At 42.5% G+C, this 17,966-nt stretch carries 6 protein-coding genes, 17 tRNA genes and 1 riboswitch (1 of these 24 running past the window's edge); of the genes, 2 read left to right on the plus strand and 21 right to left on the minus strand.

All coding sequences use genetic code 11. The features are described 5' to 3' along the window. The 17 genes from ACYH0O_RS22680 to ACYH0O_RS22760 all read right to left on the minus strand — a co-directional run. Positions 1 to 45: transfer RNA gene (locus ACYH0O_RS22680), tRNA-Tyr, on the minus strand; it reaches 39 nt to the left of the window's first position. Positions 46 to 81: 36 nt separating this feature from the next. Next, positions 82 to 157: transfer RNA gene (locus ACYH0O_RS22685), tRNA-Phe, on the minus strand. Positions 158 to 205: 48 nt separating this feature from the next. Further along, a tRNA-Asp gene (locus tag ACYH0O_RS22690) sits at positions 206 to 282 on the minus strand. A gap of 79 nt (positions 283 to 361) precedes the next feature. Then, positions 362 to 435 (minus strand) — tRNA-Met (locus ACYH0O_RS22695). Positions 436 to 462: 27 nt separating this feature from the next. Then, positions 463 to 555: transfer RNA gene (locus ACYH0O_RS22700), tRNA-Ser, on the minus strand. 8 nt (positions 556 to 563) lie between these two features. Beyond that, positions 564 to 637 (minus strand) — tRNA-Ile (locus ACYH0O_RS22705). Between the two features lie 28 nt (positions 638 to 665). Beyond that, a tRNA-Met gene (locus ACYH0O_RS22710) sits at positions 666 to 739 on the minus strand. 74 nt (positions 740 to 813) lie between these two features. Beyond that, a tRNA-Ala gene (locus ACYH0O_RS22715) sits at positions 814 to 889 on the minus strand. Between the two features lie 8 nt (positions 890 to 897). Further along, positions 898 to 974 (minus strand) — tRNA-Pro (locus ACYH0O_RS22720). 7 nt (positions 975 to 981) lie between these two features. After that, positions 982 to 1,058: transfer RNA gene (locus tag ACYH0O_RS22725), tRNA-Arg, on the minus strand. A 24-nt stretch (positions 1,059 to 1,082) separates the two neighbouring features. Further along, positions 1,083 to 1,171, minus strand: a tRNA-Leu gene (locus tag ACYH0O_RS22730). A 5-nt stretch (positions 1,172 to 1,176) separates the two neighbouring features. Then, a tRNA-Gly gene (locus ACYH0O_RS22735) sits at positions 1,177 to 1,251 on the minus strand. An 8-nt stretch (positions 1,252 to 1,259) separates the two neighbouring features. Further along, positions 1,260 to 1,344 (minus strand) — tRNA-Leu (locus ACYH0O_RS22740). Positions 1,345 to 1,385: 41 nt separating this feature from the next. Then, positions 1,386 to 1,461 (minus strand) — tRNA-Lys (locus ACYH0O_RS22745). 29 nt (positions 1,462 to 1,490) lie between these two features. Continuing rightward, positions 1,491 to 1,566, minus strand: a tRNA-Thr gene (locus ACYH0O_RS22750). Positions 1,567 to 1,664: 98 nt separating this feature from the next. After that, positions 1,665 to 1,740 (minus strand) — tRNA-Val (locus tag ACYH0O_RS22755). Between the two features lie 4 nt (positions 1,741 to 1,744). Then, a tRNA-Glu gene (locus tag ACYH0O_RS22760) sits at positions 1,745 to 1,819 on the minus strand. 835 nt (positions 1,820 to 2,654) lie between these two features. Between ACYH0O_RS22760 and ACYH0O_RS22765 the strand changes: the two genes are divergently transcribed. Next, on the plus strand, positions 2,655 to 3,881 hold the full coding sequence (locus tag ACYH0O_RS22765) for an SGNH/GDSL hydrolase family protein (RefSeq protein WP_482632646.1): 1,227 nt from the start codon (positions 2,655 to 2,657) through the stop codon (positions 3,879 to 3,881). A 308-nt stretch (positions 3,882 to 4,189) separates the two neighbouring features. Then, positions 4,190 to 4,275: riboswitch (cyclic di-GMP riboswitch) on the minus strand. A gap of 386 nt (positions 4,276 to 4,661) precedes the next feature. Here ACYH0O_RS22765 and ACYH0O_RS22770 read toward each other — a convergent pair. From ACYH0O_RS22770 to ACYH0O_RS22785, 4 genes are all read right to left on the minus strand, one after another. After that, positions 4,662 to 10,259, minus strand: a complete 5,598-nt coding sequence (locus tag ACYH0O_RS22770) for a pullulanase (protein ID WP_482630434.1) — start codon at positions 10,257 to 10,259, stop codon at positions 4,662 to 4,664. A gap of 649 nt (positions 10,260 to 10,908) precedes the next feature. Next, on the minus strand, positions 10,909 to 13,020 hold the full coding sequence (locus ACYH0O_RS22775; RefSeq protein ID WP_482630435.1) for an SA1320 family protein: 2,112 nt from the start codon (positions 13,018 to 13,020) through the stop codon (positions 10,909 to 10,911). Positions 13,021 to 13,031: 11 nt separating this feature from the next. After that, positions 13,032 to 13,961 (minus strand): DUF1672 family protein, encoded by a 930-nt coding sequence (locus tag ACYH0O_RS22780; RefSeq protein WP_482630436.1) that lies wholly within the window; start codon positions 13,959 to 13,961, stop codon positions 13,032 to 13,034. Positions 13,962 to 14,767: 806 nt separating this feature from the next. Then, positions 14,768 to 14,986 (minus strand): DUF1672 family protein, encoded by a 219-nt coding sequence (locus tag ACYH0O_RS22785; RefSeq protein ID WP_149154622.1) that lies wholly within the window; start codon positions 14,984 to 14,986, stop codon positions 14,768 to 14,770. A 575-nt stretch (positions 14,987 to 15,561) separates the two neighbouring features. Between ACYH0O_RS22785 and ACYH0O_RS22790 the strand changes: the two genes are divergently transcribed. Next, positions 15,562 to 17,664, plus strand: a complete 2,103-nt coding sequence (locus ACYH0O_RS22790) for a GDYXXLXY domain-containing protein (RefSeq protein ID WP_482630437.1) — start codon at positions 15,562 to 15,564, stop codon at positions 17,662 to 17,664. Positions 17,665 to 17,966: the final 302 nt, after the last annotated feature.

The raw sequence follows: 17,966 nt of genomic DNA on the forward strand, positions 1-17,966 counted from the left end.
AGCGGATTTACAGTCCGCCGCGTTTAGCCACTTCGCTACCCCTCCAAATAAAACAAATACTTAAAGGTTCTTAAGTATAAATGGTGGCTCAGGACGGAATCGAACCGCCGACACATGGATTTTCAGTCCATTGCTCTACCAACTGAGCTACTGAGCCATATTATATAGAAGATTAAATTATCAAAATGAACACTAAAGAAATAAATGGCGGTCCGGACGGGACTCGAACCCGCGACCTCCTGCGTGACAGGCAGGCATTCTAACCAACTGAACTACCGGACCAAAGTTTTTTGACGACAGTCAAAATAACTATCCATGCGTGACTTATGAAGGGAAATGCTACCCTAAGTCAAAAATGGTATTGCGGGGACAGGATTTGAACCTGCGACCTTCGGGTTATGAGCCCGACGAGCTACCGAACTGCTCCACCCCGCGACGATATAAATATAGTAAAGGTAAAAATGGAGGAGGAAGGGGGATTCGAACCCCCGCGGGCTGTTACACCCCTGTCGGTTTTCAAGACCGATCCCTTCAGCCGGACTTGGGTATTCCTCCGTGTATAATGGACCCTGTAGGACTCGAACCTACGACCGGACGGTTATGAGCCGTCTGCTCTAACCAACTGAGCTAAGGGTCCTTATAATCGTGCGTCATGTATTTAGTAATAGCGGCGGAGGGGATCGAACCCCCGACCTCACGGGTATGAACCGTACGCTCTAGCCAGCTGAGCTACACCGCCACGAAACCTTTTCGATCAATCTGAATCTTGATTAAGCAAGATTCAATAAAGTTTATTTACTTTCGTAAAAAACTTGGTGGAGCCTAGCGGGATCGAACCGCTGACCTCCTGCGTGCAAAGCAGGCGCTCTCCCAGCTGAGCTAAGGCCCCAAAAGAAGTGGTCGGGAAGACAGGATTCGAACCTGCGACCCCTTGGTCCCAAACCAAGTGCTCTACCAAGCTGAGCTACTTCCCGATCTATATGGCGCGCCCGAGAGGAGTCGAACCCCTAACCTTTTGATCCGTAGTCAAACGCTCTATCCAATTGAGCTACGGGCGCTAAATGATTTTTTATAAGAAACAATGGTGCCGAGGACCGGAATCGAACCGGTACGGTAGTCACCTACCGCAGGATTTTAAGTCCTGTGCGTCTGCCAGTTCCGCCACCCCGGCAAGTCTGGAGCGGAAGACGGGATTCGAACCCGCGACCCCCACCTTGGCAAGGTGGTGTTCTACCACTGAACTACTTCCGCGAAATAAATGGTGCGGGTGAAGGGACTTGAACCCCCACGCCTTGCGGCGCCAGATCCTAAGTCTGGTGCGTCTGCCAATTCCGCCACACCCGCATGATAAAAAACATTAGATATTTCGCATTCACGAAAATCTTTGGTGAGCCATGAAGGATTCGAACCTTCGACCCTCTGATTAAAAGTCAGATGCTCTACCAACTGAGCTAATGGCTCATATAAAAAGATGATTCCCAAAACCAAAATGGTGCCGGCAAGAGGACTTGAACCCCCAACCTACTGATTACAAGTCAGTTGCTCTACCAGTTGAGCTACACCGGCATATATGATTGGTTTACTTTTATATGAAGACTAATTAATGAAAAATAGTTTTCATATAGGTATTTTAAGGATAGATATTTTGCTGACGCAAAAATCTTTGGTGGAGGATGACGGGATCGAACCGCCGACCCTCTGCTTGTAAGGCAGATGCTCTCCCAGCTGAGCTAATCCTCCATATTGGTGACCCATACGGGATTCGAACCCGTGTTACCGCCGTGAAAGGGCGGTGTCTTAACCGCTTGACCAATGGGCCGTTTTTTTGAAATGTCCCGCTTAAGGACATTTATTACTATATCATCCTATTTCGCAGAAGTCAACTTCCTAATCATAAAAAAAGAATTATTTTTCCGGTTGCTTATCAAAACCGTTTTGCAAGCCGAAGAAGAATATACCACATCTTCAAACCTTATATCAATAGGAAAATAATAAATCATTAAAAATTGCTACAGTCCAAACTACTGTCCCCTCGCCAGTCTTGAATGTGAGATAAGCGTTAAAGGTATTTACATTGCCAAAATTAATAACAATAGGAAGCGTAACTACACTCATCTTTCAAGTAGAAATCCTGGCTTCATTTGAAAGATTTCTATGATACTATTTGAATTTGAATCTTATACCCTGTTGCAATGGTAGCTTTGGTCACGGCTCGAATATCTCCGTCATAGTATGGAATGATCGAAGAGAGATTCCATAATTGCTGACACACTAAAAGCTTCTGTTAATTGGTGAATAAAAAAAGCAGCTACAAGAGCTGCATAAGTTTATCTCCATGATATTTAGATTTTTCACGAATTTTGTTGAATTGGCTTATATCACTTGTCATTTCCAATTTATAATTAAAACTGAAAAACCAAAACTTATGCCATTCTCTTTTAAAATTGCGTAACATAGAAACCCCTCCACATTATCAATCTTTTGTTCCCTGCATGTTTAGAATAGCAAATAAGTGTAAACATATATTTAAAACCATGTTAAGGTTTGTAAAATTTCTTTCTGGGTATAAAAAAGATTTTGCAATATCCTACAATAGTTCCTGTAAGTTCATATAAACTATAGAAAAAACTAGTAAATGGAAGGTTAGGAATTTGATGAAATGGAGACTCGGTCTTTTAATCACCTTAATTGTGATTTTCATTCTAATGTTGAGAATTTCCTGGAATGGAAGTTGGGATAATTTTAATAAATACAAAATAAATCAAGAAAACTGGGTAGGTGCATGGACCGCAAGTATGCAAACACCTTTAGACGATGGAATTTCCCATAAAGGATTTGAAGATCAAACGATTCGAATGATCCTCCTTCCTCATGTTGATGGTAATAAGATACGACTCCGCCTATCAAATGTCTTTTCTGAAAAACCCCTAGCCATTGAAGAGGTACATGTGGCCATTTCTCAAAAAGGCTCTGAAATTGTCCCAGATACAGATCAACAGGTGACATTTGAAGGCAAATCAACTGTGACCATCCCTCCAGGTGAGAGAAAATTCAGTGATTCCATTACATTAGAAGTCTCTGGTGATAAAGCTCTTGCAGTAAGTCTATATGTCAAAGAAAAATCCGGACCTGTCACTTGGCATCCAGTATCTATGCAAACGACCTATATTTCAAGGGGAAATGATGTTTCGATGTCCGATTCTTCGGCTTTTAACGAACTGGAAGAATCATGGTTTTGGTTGGATGGAGTAGACGTATTAACTGATTCATCTAAGAAAGGCATTGTTGTAATAGGGAGTTCTCTCGCAAATGGAAATAGTTCAACAGTAAATACAAATCGACGTTGGCCCGATTACCTGGCAAGACGATTAAATCAGGAAAATTCAGATTTGACTATCATGAATGCGGGGATCTCTGCCAATCAACTGATCAACAGTCTGCCTGATAAGGGTGAAAATGCCTTTGCAAGGCTCGAAAGGGATGTTTTCAATCAATCAGGTGTAAAAGCAGTGATCCTTCACCAGGGGTTGAATGATATAAGACATCATCCTGAATATGATGCTGACAAAATCATCGAGAGGATGAAGCAGATCATTGTTTCTACCCAAGAACAGGGCTTGACCATTTATGGTGGTACATTGACTCCTTTTAAAGGATCAGGAATGTTCACATCTAAAGGGGAAAATACACGTCAGGAAGTGAATGACTGGATAAGAACAAGCGGGGAGTTTGATGGGGTCATCGACTTTGACAAAGCTATGCGGGATCCAGATGAACCTGAACGCTACCTGCAAAAATATGACTCGGGAGATCACCTCCACCCCAATGATGCGGGTTATAAGAGAATGGCTGATACCGTTGATCTTTCATTATTCAAATAGTGGGATAAAGAGATATTGTACTTTGTCCCACATCCTTTTAATTTTGTTGTCTATGCTTCTTCCAATCATAACGCAGTTTACAAGCATTCCTTAGCGTCTTCATACGAATTCTAATGAATATTATTCAACTTCATTTCATGATACTTTATTTTTTCCTGCAACTTCTTTTTAATCTGACAGTCTAAACATCCTTCCAGCAAAACTCGGTTGTAGTGAATCCTCAAAAAATGCCATTTACATTTCATTTGCACGAATAACTGACTCACCTTCATCATCTCTCCTCCACTTCATAAATCGCAGGAGTCCGTTTCGAAAACTGGCAAGCATCGTCACTATGACCTTAGCTCCTATAGTTTTGCGTCATCACCTTTCAATGATTTTGCCCTTATCGTACGAATTATGAAAGATTCCATTAATGACAAATGCAGTGAAGCGGACAAAAATAACCGCATATTTACACATGTCTTATTTACTACTTTTGAATCGTATCATATTTTTATAAAGTACGTTTTAAATATTCCTAAAAGAATAAAAAAGGATCTATCATAATTTCATTCTTTCATTTCCTTTGCTGAATTAAATGAGTGCAAATAGAAATTGTCCACCCTTCACTCGCTTCCCGAAGAGCTCCATTTTCATAAGAGTTCTGTAGAAGTAGGATGGAACTCATCACTGTCGTAGCTATAATGAAAGTATTATAAGTCGATCGTTTGGATGAAAAAATGAAAAACCTCAACCTTATTAATAAGGTTGAGGCAAGCTCTGTGAGGTCTGACCCCATTAATGTTTCTTTTTCTTCTTACCTTTCTTACCCTGCTCATCTACCTTGATTATAACAGTAGTCAATGGATCCAAAGTTAAAGTATCTTTCTTCAATGTAAAACCAGATTTCTTGGAAACAGGCTTAGTTCCCGCTTCGTCGTTGTCTACTAGAACCCTCCCTTTAGAGAAGTCATAGCCTTCTATTGAAAGGGTACGCGCTTCGCTATCCGCATTGACAAATACGTAGTACTCACCCGTACCATCCGTGGATACGTTCTTGTAAGCAAGCATCAAGTCTGTATCGGCGATTTCAGGTAAATCAAGCAGGGATACATTCTGATCAACGAGCTCCTGCTCGCCTAAACGGAAAGCATCGGTTGATCTTCTCAGGTCAATCAAACCTTCTGTATACTCTCTTGTTGTTGTATTAACTTCATATTTCTTCTTATTCGTTGCTTTTTCCCAATCAAACTTATTGATGGCGTCGGATGAATCGTAGGAGTCATGGATGAAATAACCGAATGGGTTGCCCTCTTCATCTTCCAACTCATGATATTTCTGTTCCGGTACGCCTTCCCCTAGCCATTGCTTCGTTCTTCCATATTCCTGGCCTGCGTGGATAAAGGCCGTTCCTTGAGATGTCAAGATCATGGAGTTACCAAGGCGAATGCGCTTGTGAATCTCCAGGTTGTTTTCCGGAATGGCCGGATCCTTTTTGATCGATTGGGCAATGACATCGTATAACGGCAGGTTGTCATGTGCTGCGATGTATTGGACCATGTCGCCGGGATCGTCGTCTGCCGTGTTTCCAGGCTGCCCTTTGATGTTGTTAAAAATCGTGTTGATGTCGCGTGCGCCACCAGTGAGGAATCGTGGCTCACCTTCTGAACCGAATCCGGATTTCAGTTCATTTCGGATTTCGTCGGAGAAGACTCCTACGTCATCGGTTTTGTCCATCCAATCCTGGTCGGCACCCATTCCTTCAAGGGAAGGATCAGATAAGTGACCGGCAAATGTTCTCCAGCCTTCACCGATAAACAATGCATCCGGGTTGATTTCAGCCGCGACATCATAGGCTTTTTGGATGGATGGGTAGGTTGCGTCGCCCATCATATCGAATCGCATACCATCGATCTTGTATTCGTCGAACCAGTATTTCACTGAGTCGACCATCAGCTTTTCAGCCATGGTATGGTTAGTGGCCAGGTTGTTCCCGAAGCCTCCAAGGAAGTTTCCTTTGTCATCCTGGAACGCATAGTAGTTAGGCACGATATCGTTCAGTGTGCTTGTTTTGGCCATATGCGTGTAGACCACGTCGAGGACGACACCCATACCCTTATCATGAATGGCATCGATCAATCGTTTCGTTTCTTCGATTCGTAGTTGTGGATCAGTGGCATCCTGTGAATACGCACCATCCGGGGAGAAGTAGCTGTGTGGGTCATAGCCCCAGTTGTATTCATTGCCTCCCGCTGAATACTCTAGCTCACGTTCGCCCATATTCGTTTCATCGCCGTAGTACCATGCCATGATTGGAAGCAGTTGAACATGGGTCACACCCATTGACTTAATATAATCAAGCTTTTTGATGAAGGCGTCATAGGTGCCCCATCTTTCCTTCTTCAAATCTTTTTCAATCGAAGGATCGGAAGTAAAGTCACGGACGTGAACCTCGTAAATGACCGCGTCTTCACGTTTTTCATAGCCATCGATGGAAGCATGGCTGAATTTCTTAGGATCAGTTCCTTTTAAATCAACGATCGCCGCCTTCCCGACGTTATCGCCGTCAGGTCCCGCTTCACCCTCTGTATTCACTGTAAAAGCAGCCATGGATTTGGCGTAAGGATCCAAGACTTTTTTCGTTACGCCGTCATTGGTTACTTCATATTGATAGTAGTAGCCTTTCAGATCTTTCACCTTTAAGTCTTTGGCTTTCACGTCTGTTGACCAGACGCCTTTTTCGCCTAATGTCAATTCCACACTGCCAATTGGTTTCGCAGCATCATTTTTATCAAAGAAGTTCGCGACTACCTTGCTTGCTTTCGGTGCCCATAGTTTTAAGGTTGCATTTCCTTTATTATAAGTGGCACCAAGATCATCACCATCGTAAGCATACTTATTATCAAGCAATCTCCAGCCTGCCGCGGCTTTAACGGTTCTGCCCGAGTAGGTGATGGATAGTGGCAATTTTTCCAGGTCAAAATCAGCTTTTACTTCCACTGTTTTGTCTCCGGTGATTTCAGCACTTTCCACTGTCACATCGGATCCAGCACTGTCTTTGATGGCTAAACCGGACAATAACGCTTCTTCTGTCAAACCATCTGTCATTGTGAAATTCAAGCGGATCGTATCGTCTGAAATGACCTCAGAAGAAATCAGTCCCGTTGCCACATCCCCGTGTGGAGATACGTAGACGGTATCGTCCCCCTGCTTCACCCATAAGTGATCATATTTATCTAACAGATTGAACGTCTTGTTGCCTCCATCCTTACCGGCATCGCCTTTCGACTCATCCAGCATAATGAAGCCGATTTCTTTCGCATTTTCGTTTAACGGTATGTCTACATAAGCACCATAACGGTCTTTACCCGCTAAATCAGCGGCACCTGTCGGCCAGTTATCTGAAGGAGCTGCGACATCCCCCCAATTCCAGACACCGAAGTTCTCATAATTCCCGTCTTCACGCTCATAATGGATACGCACCGTGTTCTCCGGGAGATCAACCGGCTCATACGTATACACCTTATCCGATCCTTGTTGGATCCAAATCTCGTTTACCTCAGGTGAAGGGATCGTAAACCCTTTATCCCCACCATCTTTACCTGCATCCCCTTTTGTAATATCCATTACAAGGAAGCCAATATTTTTTGCGCCTTCAGCCAGGGGAACATCAATGTAGGCGCCATAGCTGTCGGTCTTTTCAAACATGGTAGCACCGGTCGGCCAGTTAGCCGATGGTGAAGCCACATCATTCCAAAGCCAAGCACCGTAGTTTTCATAGTTTCCATCGGTACGGTTGTAGTGGATGCGGATGTTGTTTTCCGGAACCGGCTCTACTTCAGGATCTTCACCAGAACCTGCTTCAACACCTGTAATCTTACCGCCTTCAACGGTCAACAACGCAGTACCGCCGTCTGCTTTAGAAGGAAGTGTCAGCGTAATTTCATTTCCTCCGTCAGCATTGAATGTCTCCCCGGAATACGCATTCGTCACGACTGCATCCGGAGAATCCATTGTCAAAGTAATTTCATTCGCTTCGTCCGACACGTTCAAACCAACGTAGACGGAGTCCCCATTATAGTCACGAGAGAATACCAGGAATTCATCGCTATTCGAACCACCTACCGTCTTTCTCTCCCCTTTAGCGAACACATCGGAATGCGCCCCTCTAAAGTTTAAAATCTTAGTATAGTGGTCTAATACATCATTATTTTCTACATCATCCCAGGCAAAATCATAGCGGTTATCGTACTGAGGATAATTGTTCGCTCCGCTCTGTCCAAGCTCTTCACCGTAATAAATGACCGGTTGTCCCTTCGACGTTGCCTGAAGCGAAGCGGCCACTTTCAGCTTGCCTTCATCTCCGCCTAACGAATACAAGAATCCGTCTTCATCATGACTTCCTAAAAATTGACCGAGTGTTGCTGTGTTATCGATTTTCCCGTTTCGAGCCGTCAGTTTATCATTGGCTGCTTTCAGGTCGCCGTTTACAAATTCACGTGCGATATCTTTGAAACCGAAGTCCAGAAGGGAGTCCATCATTCCAGTATCAAGATATCCTAATTGGTTGTCTGCACTTGCTCCCCAAGCTTCACCAATCATTTTGTGCTGAGGCATTTTTTCCGTGATGGCGTTTTTAAATGCCATCCACGTCGCATCTTCCACGTGCTTCACTGTGTCTACACGGAAATAATCGATTGTATTACCTTTTGCCGTTGTCGCTTTCTCGATCCAATCCGTTTGCCAATCGATGATTTGTTGGCGAACTTCTGGATTTTCCGTGATCACGTCTGGTAATCCTGCTAATTCACCGACCACTTCATCCGTACCGACATCAGTACCTTGACGAACGATGTCGCTGTACTTATCTCTTTCTGCATCGGTCGGATAACCGGCAGGACGCTTATCCTCAGCAAGCTCTCCATTGATTTCTTTTAATCCATATCCCGTATGATTCAACACCACATCGACCATGATTTTAATCCCACGGTCATGTGCCTCATCAATTAGCGTATGGAATTCTTCCATTGACCCAAAGTGAGGATTCAGCTCACCGAAGTTACTGGCCCAGTAGCCATGATATCCGAAATAAGGCTGATCAGATTCCCCGTTTGTTTCAACGGAACGGACATCATACTTAATATTCTCAACCACCGGACTGATCCAAATCGTATTCACACCAAGATTATCAAGGTAATCAAGTTTCTCCGTGATCCCTTTGAAATCTCCACCCTGGTACGTTCCTCGTTTGCTTTTATCATAATTTAGATTGTAAGGATCATCATTCGATGTATCCCCATTAAAGAATCGATCTGTCAGCATAAAATAAATGATGGATTCATCCCAATCAAGATCCGAATCACCGACAGACTGTCTTGCTTTTACTTCGATTTCAGTCGTTCCCTCATAATAGTTCCCGTAAGAATCCACTACGGTCAGAGGAATCGATTTTGTTCCTGCCGTTACATCATCATCGACTGCTAATGTCACTTCCTTTAATGAAGGATCGATTTCGAGTTTCTCTGATCCGCCTAATGAAGAAACATCCGCCGTGATTTTTTGGATTTTCACATCCTCTGTCAGTCCATCAACACCCACCGTTAAGACAGCGTTCTTGTTATAGTCCACAGCAGTTGGTGACACTGAACCCGTAACCGTCAGATCCGCTTTTTGGAAATCAAGAAACGATTCCCCATCGACTGTATTGTAAGGGTCACTTACTTCTGTCGTTTTACCATCTTTCGTGACTAAAAAGGAGTACGGGTTTTTCCCATTTGGAATGTTTTCATATGCTAGTACGAACCGTTCATTCTCCGGTTCATATGTCATTTCTCTCGTTTCCCCGTTGTACTTCAACTCTACTTTATCAATCGTATCCATCGCGTCGTTTGCGAATAATTCTTTATCACGATAATAGAACGTCGCATTTCCCTGATCGATGACAGGTGCCGATCCATCCGGTACAATACGAATCTCCTCGACACCGCTTGTTATGTACGCCTTGGTGATGGTGTCGTTTTTGTTCACTTTAATAAAACGATCGCCAAACTCCTTCTCCGCCGTATTCCAATCCTCGGTACTACGAAGAACAAAGCCGAATTGCTCTGTTTCAGGTGCCACGGCAATGTTAGCTACCGCCACTCCGTTTTCATAGGAGTCAAAGTTGATTTGATCATCCTTTACCCCTGTGTTCCAAGCCCATATATTCCAGCCGTCATACGTTTGGTCTTCACGATCATACGTGAAGCGTACTGTGCGATCACTAGACTCTGCTGATTCAACCGTGGCATTCCCATCCGCCACTGCAGATGCTGCCGGTGCAAATGGTGTCCATAGACTTAGCAGCAGCGTCAAAGTCATAAAAATCGAGAATCGACGCTTTGACCTATTTCCCATTCATGTTTCCCCCTCTTAAATTGGATTAATAGAATAATAGTAGTGCTCTTGGTGGTTGCGGAAACGTTTGCACAAACAACTAAAAAAATGTGAGGTGATTCATAGGGTAGTTATTTCGAACTGGTGCAAGCGCTTGCAATTATCTGTCTTTTTTATTTTACAATATATTCATTGAAGTAGCTATATGACAAAAGGGGGATTTTATTCCTAGTTTTTATAATGGCTCTTATCGTAATCATAATGGCTAGAATAATGTAGCCTGCTCCTTTTTGGGCGACACTGTGCTCGACTTGGAGGTCCAACGGCTATTTATTGTCTGCTTTTGGATACAGAACGACTTTAGATTGTCTTTTTTTAGCTGAAGTGGAAAGCTGAACGGATTATAGGGGGCCAGTTTGGCTTTAAATCCTGATACGCAACCCTCTCCCAGAGAAATCGATCCAGATTGGACTATTTTCAATCCGGATATGAAAAATTCAATCCTGTTTTGAAATTATTAATCCTGATTTTGAATAATTGATCTGATCCTCCGTGTCGAATTTTCTTCGAGTAGAGGCTGCTCAGAAGCAGTGATCATTCAAGTCTAAGGTTCATATTTACGCTTTGCGAAAAGAGCACAAAAAAATAGGAACAAGCGGATACCCTGTCCCTACAATGTCACACGATCCACTTGTTGACGCAGTTGGATCAAGTTGTCTTTCACTCGTTGTGAAATTTCACATAATGCTTGAATTGAATTTCCTTTATGTTGACTGAGCTGGTGGACGATGTCGTCAAAGAGCATTTCCATTTCTTCATGAATGGCCATGGCCGATACATTGTATACATGGATATTGGAGTAACTCGTTTTATCAAAAATCGCAGAGTCGATATAAGGTCTGAAGCTGTCAAGTAACGCTGGAAATCCGATCGTTAACCTGGTTAATCCGTCCCGGAGTCCTTCAATGGTTGCAGCAAGTTCGTCTATCGGCTCCAGTGCGGAAGAAACGTACGAGCGGATTTTGTCGTCGAAGTCCGAGAACATACTGATAAGCTTTCCGGGAACCGTTCCACTCAGGGCAACATTCATGGCACCCTTGATTTGAGCCGAGATGACCTCCAATGTGTTTTCGATGGCAAAAGCAAGACCCGTCAAACCGCCTAGAAGCGGAAACAGAAAACGGTGTGAAACTCCCTTGAAGGCTTCAAAGGATCCATCCAAGTAGATTTCTTTCACCTTCATACCGATGAGCATGTGATCAGACGTTTCCAACACGTAATCGTTTTTCTTCGGCATCATTACTTCATGTTGAACCGAAGCTCCTCCAGAGATGCTTGCACTTAAAGAAGAATCACGTTCTCCAAAGTTTTTTGCAAGGTCCCCAACCTGACTCTGAAATTCTGCTATGTGACTATTCATTTGCACACTATTGGCTTTGATAATCTCATAGTGTGCCAGCATCTCGTTCACAAGGAGATCCTCCAGTGTCTCCTTCCCTCCGCTAAACAGTTCCGGGATTTCTTTATGAAGGATGTTCTGCAGGAATCCTGTCAGACTGATAATCTCCTGTTTGAATTCAAGCAGCTGATTCCGGGCCTGACCGAAAATGCTTTCGACACTGATGCTTCGGTTGAATAAGTGCTCAACGAGTTCGACAGGTGGGGAATTCAACACACCATTGAGAGATTTACTGGCGTTTTCAGCCATATTAACGAGAGAAATTAGATGGTCGATTTCCGAGGTCAGACGATGTACCGTCGACGTGATGCCTATGAATAAAGGATTTCCGATCAAGTTTTCGAACGAATCCTCAAAGATCATCTGCAGGCGGCTCAACCGTTCCGAGTAACGGTCTCCTTCATGCCGGGCGATTTCCTGCGAATTGGTCAAGTAGTCCCGGGCATACCCCAATCTTGTGGTGACATCCCCAGCCAAGGCTTCAGCCAATAGGTTCAAATTGTCGCGGTTGATTTCAATTCTATCCGAATGGCCGCCATAGAGGGGTTCTCCCGTCCATATGCTTGTCATGATATGGGCATCGGCTTCAACATGGATTTTACCATAACCAGGTTCCCCATCTAGACCAATTACGTATTTCCCACCGTCGGTATACCCCGTATGATTGTTTGTCAGGATACTGAACTTCTCGCCGATCACCGGTATACCTGTCGAAATATCGTACCTCTTTCCGGGGATACGGGAATCGAGATTCAGGGCAATGAGAGTCCCCGTTAAGACATCATAGTTGGTGAAGTAATTGGTGATGTTGTCGTAGGGTTTGTCGGAATCGGCCATCCCTTTTGGGAGAAGCGCAGGATTAAGGGTAACAGATGTAACTTCGGGATGATTAATAGCAACAGAATTGGCCAATGGTCCACCCAAAGAATTACCCGTAACGGATTTAACCCCTCCAATCGACTCATATTTTTTGTTCATATTATTATAGTAATCTTGTGCTGTTTCCAATTGGGGCAGGGTAAGGTCACTTAATAGCTGAGCGTCGGTTAGGAGATCTTGTTTTCCATTTTCAGCTGCTGCATCTGTACCTACATAAACTATTGTTATTTCCTTTGTTAATTCATTTCTAACAGTAAGAGCGTCAAGTCCAGTCGGATGATTGTATTGTGTGTTTAACACTCTATATTTCGTATCATTCACTTTAATATATGAGTCTACCTTTTTCTCTTTATACGCATGTAATCCAGCTAATTCTACAAGATCCTGATCATTACTCTTAAAAGTGATTTCCTTGCTTATTAACTTATTTACTGGCTTCTCCATTTAATTCACCCTTACTTTTTAACAATGGAATCCGGAAACGTTAATTGCAAAGAATTATCTTTAATCCCATCGTCTACTTTTTCATTAATTAAATTATCATTAATGATTACACTGTAATTTCCTTTAGGTATAGAACTCATTGACTTAATATCCTGTTGAATTTTATTGAATATTTCTTTATCAGGTTCTACATTTTCATTCTCCATATATAACTGAATCGTAATATTATAATCTTCTGCTACATAATCAGCTTTTGAGAATAGCGATTTAAGTTCACTGACAGGTGTGTCCGGATCATTTAGATATGCCTCAAAAACTGGTCGGATAGCTTCGTCGTCAGGTGGAGTTGATAGATAATAGTATGGGGTCATGTAGCCTGCCCCTCCAACATTTTCAAGTGATTCTTTCGTTTTTCCAATAACTGCATTCTCAGAGACTATCTTACTTAAATATTGATCCAGGTTATGAAATTCAGCTTCGAATAAAAGGTGGTATAGACCTCCTTGAATGGCACTCTCAATTTCTCCATCTAAAGACGTAATACTGTCTTCTAAAACCTTTTTTTGACTCAAATCAATTGGCACTATTGCGGTCGTATAGAAGTGAACAGGTCCTGTTGATTCGACAAACACAGTCGCACCATCAACATTCCCTACAATATTGTGCACTTTGACGTCTATTTTATATTTTTCCATAAAAAAATCTTTAACAGCTTTTTGAACTTCATCACTTATTTCTTCTGCAATTTTATCTGCATCTTCTCCATTTCTGAGTACATATCCATCCCCTTTGTAATCTTGCACTCTCACAAAAGAATCTTTATATGGACCTGTTACCTCTTTTGAATCCACATTATTTTTTTCATTATCCATATTCATACATCCTCCAAGTAGTAATGAAAGTCCGATTCCGCATATAATCCATTTATTTTTCGTATTCATGAATGTCTGATCCTCCCTAATTGGATGGGTTCATTTAAAGAATTACCTTTATATTGTATAAAAGTCTGTAAAGTATTAACAGTTCAATCGGGTAATACTTAGAGCAATCAGATAAAACAGGAAAAAAGTAGGGGAGCAGACTTCTTTTTCGCGTTTCTTTTATACTATACATTTTGCATAAATAAACTTATGCCTTCAGACTCATACATTTGTATAATTACACCAATTATTCAAATGATAACCACGCACCATACAAAAGCGTGTTGATGGGAACGACAGCATAAGTATGTACACAGGGGTCTCCCACTGACTCTACGATCACCGAAACCCCTCCACATTCCCCACGAGATTATGGGCCCTCACCGTTGTGTTATATTCATCTAGAAAAAATCCCCACCTCTTTTTCCACTTCTTCACGATGAGACTCGGCGACCTTATCCGTTTCTTCTCCATTGTTCAGAGTACACCCTTCACCTTCGTAGTCCTGGACGCTGACGAATCGATCTTTAGTTTCGTCTTCTTTTGCCCCACACATTCGCCAAGCAACGGGTTAGATCACCTCATCACAGGTAAAGGTTGATACAAAATAATGGGGTGTCATATAACCCGATCCTTCCACATTCTGTATGGCCTCATTCGTTTTTCCAATTACTTGTCCCTCCGCTACCCTCTCTTTGAAATAACGATCAAGCTCCTTGAATTCTTCTTCATAAAGAATAGTATACAGACTTCCCCTTATTGCATTTCAACCTGTCCTTTAACTGATGACACACTGTCCGCTATCACCATTTGTTGTGTCTTATCTATCATAACCACCGATAGTGGTAGAAATGAAGCAGACCGGTGGACTCAACATACACGGTAGCCCCGTATTCATTCCCAAAGATGACCTTCACCTCTGTCTTATATTCATTTAAGAAAAACACTGTCACCGCTTTTTCGACTTCCTCACGGTGAGCTTCTGCGGTTTCATCTGTTTCGCTACCACTTTTCACTTCATACCCTTGCCCTTCATACTCCTGCACACGAACCTACCGGTCATCCTGATCACCCTCAGAAACCTCTCGTAGCTGGTAGCCTAAGGAGAATTATTATTCCTGCCGTTCCTATAAGCATCATTCTTATACTATTCAACCAAGTCCACCTTCCCTTTAACCTCTGACAATCTCATTTGGAAACGCCCGTTCAAGAGAGTTGTCTTTGACACCATCAAAGGACAGTGTCTTCTTCTATACACAACAACCTCTTACATTATCCGCATAAAAGCCATCTTATCGATAAGATGATCTACTCTATCACAATTATTTCTGCAATTTTGTCGTGTTTATTTCCATAGTGTAGGTCAATAGTTTTCATAAGCAAGATCTCCTAAGATACTATTAGAATTTTTGTAAATAAACATCTCTATAACGCTATATTGTACTATTGTATAATTACCTAAATATTGTATTTTCAACCATTTATAAATTAAATGACAAATTAATCCGCTTCTTTTCTCCTGCTCCTCCACTCCTGACTTTCTACATGCCTATACTTTCCTAACCCCACATATAGTTAAGTGAGGAGATTCACCAGAATACATGAAAAAGGTGTGAAGTGTATGAAGAAATTAATTTCACTAACGTATTTATTCGGAGTTGTTTTCCTATTAGTCAGTGCTCTTTATTTTTTTGCATCTAACTGGCAGATGTTTTCCCGATTGGAGAAAGTGGCTTTAGGGGGTTCTTTGATTGTATTGTTCTATGGAGCTGCTTTTCTGTTGGACCGTTTTTTAAAGGGGGCCCATTTCCTTTCAAACTGGATGTTGGTTAGCGGTGTAATATCCTTTGGTCTATCTGTTGCTTTACTCGGGCAGCTGTACAATTCTCACGCGGACAGCTACTTATTGTTTCTAATTTGGGCAATCCCGGCCTTCCTATTTAGCTTGTACACAAGGTATGGTGGATTTTACGTATTAACCCATATCCTCATCCATTTGGCGATATATTTTCACCTCTTTCCTTCGTCTCCATTTGCCCACTGGACACTCGGCCATACATGGATCGCGTTCGGAGTCGGAATCGTGAACACGTTCTTATTTTTGATCATAAAAAAAGGCTACACCCATTCAAAACCGTTGCTTTATCTGAGTCTGATCTCAGCCAATCTCCTCCTCATGGTCACTGCATTCGATAATGAGTATTCCGTTTTCTTCACCCTGTTTTATGTTTTCATCCTGGGGGTTGGGGGGTACCGGTCCTTTCATAGAGAAACATCCATCTTTATCATTCTTTCGATATTCGGAACGGGCTTTATCATTATCAAAATGTTCGAGTTGATGGCACAGTATGTGTCCAGTCTTTTCTTTGTCGGTCTCTTATTAGCAGCCTTTCTGTTATTAGTGGGAAGTGTATTCCTTGTTAACTATTTACGGAAGCATTCCTCTTCCCTTCATTGGACGAAGACGATCTTCGTTGCAAGTGTCACGACCATTGCCTCAGTTTTCATCATAGCTTCTGTTTTCGGACTGCTTTCATTACTAATGGTGGATGTCTCAATGGTCACTCTATTTGTATTCGCGACGGTATTTCTCGTCGTTCCAAGTACGTTAACCAGCTGGCCGTCTCCTGTAAAGTATTCACTCATGATGACCGGCATCATCGTCGGAATGATGGCAAGTGTGTTTGATGAATTTCCCTTTATTATGTTCTTCGTTCTGGCCTATGTGTTTTATGTTGAGAAACGGTTCGCCGCGAGGTTTGTATTCTACGTTCTGTTTCAATTGAACTCAGCGATCTTCTTAGGGCAAACGATGGACTTAGGTACTCATGCTCTCCTTGTCGTGATGGTACTCTTGAATGTTGCAGTGTACCTTGCTCTGACTAAAAAACATGTCATCCAGTATGGAGCGTTTCTCATTGGTTTCTTTGCCTTTTTCTCGTTAACTGCCATCGATCTTTCATCGACGCTTCATATTATCTATACCGCTCTGTTCTTTCTGACAACTACAGGATGCGTCTATTTTTTCAAAAAGCAGGATCGCACCTTCTATTGGGTCTCCTCCCTTGTGTTCTGGTTCATACTTATCGTTCAACTGTATTACGATTTGGCTTGGAAGCTTGTCCATAAATCCCTGCTCTTTGCCGGGTTAGGTCTCCTCTTCTTGATGGTGGCGGTTTACTTTGATAGGAGAGTTGGCTCCGATCAGCAATCGCACTACATGCTTGCAGGAAAAAGGCTGGGGATCCTTCTCATCATATGCCTTCAAGCCGGATGGATCGGATATCAAGTCTATTCAAACGAAACCCTATTACAAAACGGGGAAACAATCATATTAGAGCTTCAACCTGTCGATCCGAGATCTCTCCTCCAGGGGGACTATGTGGAATTGAACTACACGATTTCTCAGCTTGAAGACACCTCCATTGATGACAGCGGTCCCATCACCATTGTGTTACGTAAAAATGCACAAGACATCCACGAATATACAGGTGTTTATAGGTTTAACGGGAAATGGAATGCTCCTTACGAAAAGAAACCCGGGGATGTGCTCTTAAACGGAAAGGTTACAAGCTCCTGGGATAACAGTGCCCATGTCACATACGGAATTGAACATTTCTTCATCCCGGAAGGAACCGGACTGGATGTGGAAGGGAAGGTGAAGGCTGCCGTGGTAAAGGTGAGTGATAAGGGGGATGGGATTTTGGAGCGGTTGCGGGACTAGGGATCAGTTCTGGTCTGGAGGAAAAAGGGCTACGTTGCTGTTTTTTTGTGAGGAGTGTGAAAATTGTCCTGTAACTTTCGATTTCATCACTCTTGGACCGGTTTTGGCGCTGATTTGGAAGTGAAATCGGATCATTTCCAGGATTTTCAGTTAGAAATAGTACGATTCTCGGGGGGAGTGGGGTGATTTGAAGGTTTATCCTTGTATAAATGATCCTCTTTCCCACCTTAAGATCCAGTTTCGTGTCTTTATGATCCGTTTGTCGAAAAATGCTGTTTACTAATTAAGAATAGAGGTGGATG

The sequence above is a fragment of the Rossellomorea sp. H136 genome (genome assembly GCF_056838065.1).

What these genes read in the sequence shown, in the direction of transcription:
- ACYH0O_RS22770 (WP_482630434.1), bottom strand. Translation starts at nt 10,259, where the DNA reads ATGGGAAATAGGTCAAAGCGTCGATTCTCGATTTTTATGACTTTGACG.
- ACYH0O_RS22780 (WP_482630436.1), bottom strand. Translation starts at nt 13,961, where the DNA reads ATGAATACGAAAAATAAATGGATTATATGCGGAATCGGACTTTCATTA.
- ACYH0O_RS22775 (WP_482630435.1), bottom strand. Translation starts at nt 13,020, where the DNA reads ATGGAGAAGCCAGTAAATAAGTTAATAAGCAAGGAAATCACTTTTAAG.
- ACYH0O_RS22765 (WP_482632646.1), top strand. Translation starts at nt 2,655, where the DNA reads ATGAAATGGAGACTCGGTCTTTTAATCACCTTAATTGTGATTTTCATT.
- ACYH0O_RS22790 (WP_482630437.1), top strand. Translation starts at nt 15,562, where the DNA reads ATGAAGAAATTAATTTCACTAACGTATTTATTCGGAGTTGTTTTCCTA.